The organism is Roseomonas sp. TS2, from assembly GCF_058833935.1.
The window spans coordinates 1-4,506 of sequence record NZ_JCACVY010000263.1 but is presented as its reverse complement, the minus strand read 5'-3'; the positions used below and the strand labels follow the sequence as shown (position 1 = coordinate 4,506).

Annotated in this window: 5 protein-coding genes; all 5 read left to right on the top strand. The window is 76.1% G+C overall.

Going from position 1 to position 4,506, the window contains the following annotated elements:
- The first annotated feature begins 104 nt into the window (after positions 1-104).
- Entirely contained in the window at positions 105-1,688 is a 1,584-nt protein-coding gene (locus tag ACZJYS_RS22895; protein ID WP_493180443.1) for a TSCPD domain-containing protein, read from the top strand.
- Positions 1,689-1,756: 68 nt separating this feature from the next.
- Entirely contained in the window at positions 1,757-2,230 is a 474-nt protein-coding gene (locus ACZJYS_RS22890) for a RidA family protein (protein WP_109517916.1), read from the top strand.
- Positions 2,227-2,658, top strand: coding sequence for a GNAT family N-acetyltransferase (locus tag ACZJYS_RS22885; protein ID WP_493180442.1), 432 nt, complete (start codon positions 2,227-2,229; stop codon positions 2,656-2,658). The genes ACZJYS_RS22890 and ACZJYS_RS22885 overlap by 4 nt, the downstream gene beginning before the upstream one ends.
- 83 nt (positions 2,659-2,741) lie before the next feature.
- Positions 2,742-4,142: a YcjX family protein gene (locus ACZJYS_RS22880; protein ID WP_493180441.1), complete on the top strand. Its 1,401-nt coding sequence runs from the start codon at positions 2,742-2,744 to the stop codon at positions 4,140-4,142.
- A 64-nt stretch (positions 4,143-4,206) separates the two neighbouring features.
- Positions 4,207-4,506, top strand: a 300-nt coding sequence (locus tag ACZJYS_RS22875) for a hypothetical protein (protein WP_493180440.1), incomplete at its 3' end; no start/stop codon positions are given.

Below are 4,506 nucleotides of genomic sequence, written 5' to 3'. Positions count from 1 at the left end.
GGGGCACCCTTCAACGCCGGCGGAGCAGGATATTGGCCGGCTGTTTGCGCAATTACCACCAGATGCGGCTTCCGTGTGGGGCGGGGCAGCGGTAGCCTGGACGCATGGCACGGATCACGGCACGGGTTCCTGGCACTCCCTGGGCCAACACTTCCTGGAGCGGTCTCGCGCTGCGGCGCCTGCGCGCGGCGGCGGACCCCGATTCCGCGCCGCGCCCCGTCGCCCTGCCCGCGAGCTGGGAGGATGCGGCGGCCGAGGCGCTGGCGGCGCTGGCCCCCGGCACCGGCCCCGTCTCGCTGCCCGCCCTGGCCGAGGAATGGATCGGCCGCCTCGCCGCCCGCGCCGTGGCGCCGAAGCTGCTGGACGCGGCGGAGGCCGAGGCCCTGGCGCGGGAGCTGCGCGCCCTGCTGCTGGCCCGGCGCGGCGCCCCCGGCGCCAGCCTGTGGCGCAACGACACCCGCGCCGAGCCGCGCTTCGTGCTCAACCTGCCCGCCTTCCTCGACGAGGCCGGCGGCTTCGACCATGCCGCCTACGCGGCCGCCGTGGGCACCGCGGTGCGCGCGCTGGAAGTGGCCACGGGCGGCAAGGCCACGCGGCTGCGCGTCGGCTTCGCCGATCTCGCCGGGCTGCTGGCGGCGCTGGGCCTGGCCTACGACTCGGCCGCGGCGCGCGAGGTCGGCACCTGCCTCTCCGCCCTGACGCGCGGCGCCGCCGAGCAGGCCAGCGCCGCCCTGGCCGAGCATCTGGGCGCGCGCGAGCCCGCCGCGCTGCTGTGGCCGGCGCCGCCCGCCGGCTGCGCCGTGCCCGGCCTCGCCGCCGCCGCCCGCCGCGCGCTGGATGCCGCCGGCGCCACCCAGGGGCTGCGCCACGCCGGCTGCTTCGCCCTCACCGTGCCGGATGCGGTGGAGGCGCTGCTCGGCGCTGAGACGGGCGGCCTCGCCCCCGCCCAGGGCGCCACCCGCCTGGCGCATGACGAGGCCGGCCGGGTGGTGGAGCAGCCCACCCTGGCCGCGCGCCGCGCCCTCGCCCTGCAGGGGGAGCGCGCCCTGGCCCTGCTGGCCCCGGTGCCCGACTCGGCACGGGAGGCGATGGACGCCGCCATCCGCCCCTATCTGCACGCCGCCAGCCCGGTGCCGGCGGCCCGGCCGCTGCCGGCCCGGCCGCCGCCGCGCCCCGCCATCGCCCCTGGCGCCGCCCCCGGCACTGGCCTGCACGGGCAGGTCTGGCGCGTCGTCGTCGGCGGCCACCGGGTCACGCTGCGCGCCACGCAGTCGGCCACGGGCGGGCTGGCCGAGGTCGGGCTCACCGCCGGCGGCAAGGAGGGCAGCGGCTTCCGCGGGCTGCTGGAAGGCTTCATCCAGGCGGTGAACATCGGCCTCGCCCGTGGCGTGCCGCTCTCCGACTATGTCGGCAGCTTCGCCTACACCCGCTTCGGCCCCGCCGGCGCGGTGGAGGGCGACCCCGAGATCCTCTGCGCCACCTCGGTGCTGGACTGGGCCTTCCGCCGGCTGGCCATCGCCCATCTCGGCGGCGAGGCGGCGCGGCGCCTCTGGCCCGACCCCTCGCTCGAGGAATGCGCGGTGGAGGCCACCGGCACGCCGGGCGACCGTGGCCCGCTGCTGCCGCTCGACCTGCCGGCGCAGCCCTCGCCCGCCGCGCGCCGCCGCACCCTCCGCCTGGTGGGCTGAGCGGCGCCTTCCCCTTTTCCGCCATTCCCGCCGACACCCAATAGCCACCGAACACAAGGAGACGTCCCATGGCCGGACGCATCGAGGCGCGCCTCGCCGAGCTTGGCATCACCCTGCCCGTGCCGGCCGCGCCGGTCGCCAACTACGTGCCCTTCACCATCGTCTCGGGCGGCACGCTGGTCGTTGTCTCCGGCCAGGTGCCGATGCGCGAGGGCAAGGTGGCCTTCACCGGCAAGCTCGGCGAGGTGATCGACATCGAGACCGGGCAGCAGGCGGCGCAGCTCTGCCTGGTGAACGTGCTGGCGCAGCTCAGGGCGGCGGTGGGCGACCTCGACCGGGTGACGCGGGTGGCGCGCCTCGGCGGCTTCATCGCCTGCGCCCCCGCCTTCACCCAGCACGCCCAGGTGATGAACGGCGCCTCGGACCTCGCCGTGGCGGTGTTCGGCGAGGCGGGGCGGCATGCGCGCAGCACCATCGGCGTGCCCTCCCTGCCGATGGACGCGGCGGTGGAGGTCGAGGGCCTGTTCGAGGTGGCGGCGTGAGCACGGTGCTGCCGGCGATCGAGGTCAGCGACGCGCCGGACGCCGATGCGGAGGACGTGGTGCTGAAGGGCATCATCGCCTTCAACGAGGCGGCGGTGGGGCCGTCCGGCCGCCGCCCGCTCTCGGTGCTGGTGCGCGACCCGCAGACCGGCGCCGTCCGCGGCGGCCTGACCGGCCGCACGGACAAGAAGTGGCTGTTCATCGAGCTGTTCTGGCTGCCCGAGGATCTGCGCCGCGGCGGCCTCGGCGCCGAGCTGATCGCGCGGGCGGAGGCGGAGGCGAAGGCGCGCGGCTGCGTCGGCGCCTGGCTCGACAGCTACAGCTTCCAGGCCCCTGCCTTCTACATCAAGCAGGGCTACACCGAGTTCGGCCATGTGCCGGACAACCCGGTGGGCCATACCCGGCACTTCTTCCGTAAGGTGTTCTGAGGGGCCAAAAGAAGCAGGCCCGGGGAATTCATTCCCCCGGCCCGCCTCCCTACATGGGGCGCTGACAGACAAGGCGGAGGCGGATGGCGGCAGGATTGGGTCTGCTGGGCGAGGGACTGGCCCGGCTCACCAGCGAGGCGGAACGGGCGCTCAACGAGACGACGCTGCGCATCGCCATCACCGGCCTCAGCCGCTCCGGCAAGACGGTGTTCATCACCTCCCTCATCGCCAACCTGCTGGCGCTGGGGCGGGGGCGGGACACGCTGCCGGCGCTGCGCCGCCGCATGGCGGAGGAGGGGCGCCGCATCCAGGCGGTGCGGCTGGAGCCGGCCGGCACCCAGGCGCTGGACTGGTTCGACGCCGCCGACAAGCTGCGCGACCTGGCCGGCGCCACGCCGCACTGGCCGCCCCGCACCAGCGACCTGGCCAGCGCCACCCTGACCCTGGTGGTGGAGCGCCCCGGCGACTGGGGCCGCTGGCTGCCGGCGCGGCGGGTGCGGCTGGAGATCCTGGACTATCCCGGCGAGTGGCTGCTCGACCTGCCGCTGCTGGAGCAGAGCTACGAGGAATGGTCGGCCGCCACGCTGGCGCAGCTGCGCCAGCCGCCGCGCGCCGCCCTGGCCGGGGATTTCCTGTCCTTCCTGGCCGGGCTGGACCGCAACGCCCCGGCCGACGATGCCGTGGCCAAGCGCGGCTTCCTGCTCTACCGCGACCTGCTGGCGGCGGCGCGCGACCGGCACGGGCTGCGCTGGCTGCAGCCGGGCCGCTTCCTGGTGCCTGGCCCCAAGGGCGAGAGCCCGATGATGTGGTTCTTCCCGCTCCCCGGCCAGGGCAGCCCGGCCGCGGGCAGCCTGCGCGCCGCCCTGGCCGAGCGGTTCGACGCCTATCGCGACGATATGCGGCGCAGCTATTTCGACCCCTGGTTCGCCCGCTTCGACCGGCAGGTGGTGCTGGTCGACGCGCTGGGCGCGCTCTGCGCGGGCGAGGGCGCCTTCACCGACGCCCGGCAGGCGGTGGCGCAGATCGCCCGCGCCTACGATGCCCGCTCGCGCTCCCGCTGGCTGGGGCTGCGCACGCTGCGGCGCGTGGCCTTCGTCGCCACCAAGGCGGACTACGTGCCGCAGGCGCAGCGTGGCGATTTCCTCTCGCTGTTCCGCGGCATGGTAGGCACGCACGGCCATGCCGGCGGCCCGGCCATGATCCATGCCGCGATCGCCGCGCTGCGCTGCACGGAGGAGGGCGAGCCCGCTCCCGGCGGCGCGCCGGTGGTGCAGGGCGTGCCGATGGGCGAGACGCGGCGGCGGCCCTTCCGCCCCGGCCAGATCCCGCCGCAACCGCCGGCTCCCGACGATGCGTTCTGGCGCCGGCCCTATTTCGAGCTGCCCGTGTTCCGCCCGCCGGTGATCGACCCGGACGGCCGGGAAGGGCTGCCACACCTGGAGATGGACCGGCTGATCGCCTGGCTCCTGGAGGATGCGCTGTGACCCGCCCGGACCGCACTATCCCGGACCGCACTATCCCGGACCGCCCCACCCCGCGAGGCCCCCGGTGAACGCCGGCCCCGGCTGGGCCGACGAGCCCGAGCGCCCGCGCACCGCCACCCGAGCGCCGGAGCCCGTGCTGGCCGGCGATCTCGGCCCCGCCCTGCTGCCGCCGGCCGAGGGCGGGCTGGTCCGCCATGGCGAGCCGGTGGCGTTGCAAGGGCCTGGGCCGCTGGCGGGCGCCGGCTGGCTGGCCTCGCTCGGCACGGTGGGGCTGGCGGCGGGGCTGCTGGTGCTGGGCAGCTTCGGCCTCTGGCTGGGGCTGATGGTGGCGGATCTGTTCACCGCCTCGCCCGTGCTGGGCTGG

What these genes read in the sequence shown, in the direction of transcription:
- ACZJYS_RS22890 (WP_109517916.1), top strand. Translation starts at nt 1,757, where the DNA reads ATGGCCGGACGCATCGAGGCGCGCCTCGCCGAGCTTGGCATCACCCTG.
- ACZJYS_RS22880 (WP_493180441.1), top strand. Translation starts at nt 2,742, where the DNA reads ATGGCGGCAGGATTGGGTCTGCTGGGCGAGGGACTGGCCCGGCTCACC.
- ACZJYS_RS22895 (WP_493180443.1), top strand. Translation starts at nt 105, where the DNA reads ATGGCACGGATCACGGCACGGGTTCCTGGCACTCCCTGGGCCAACACT.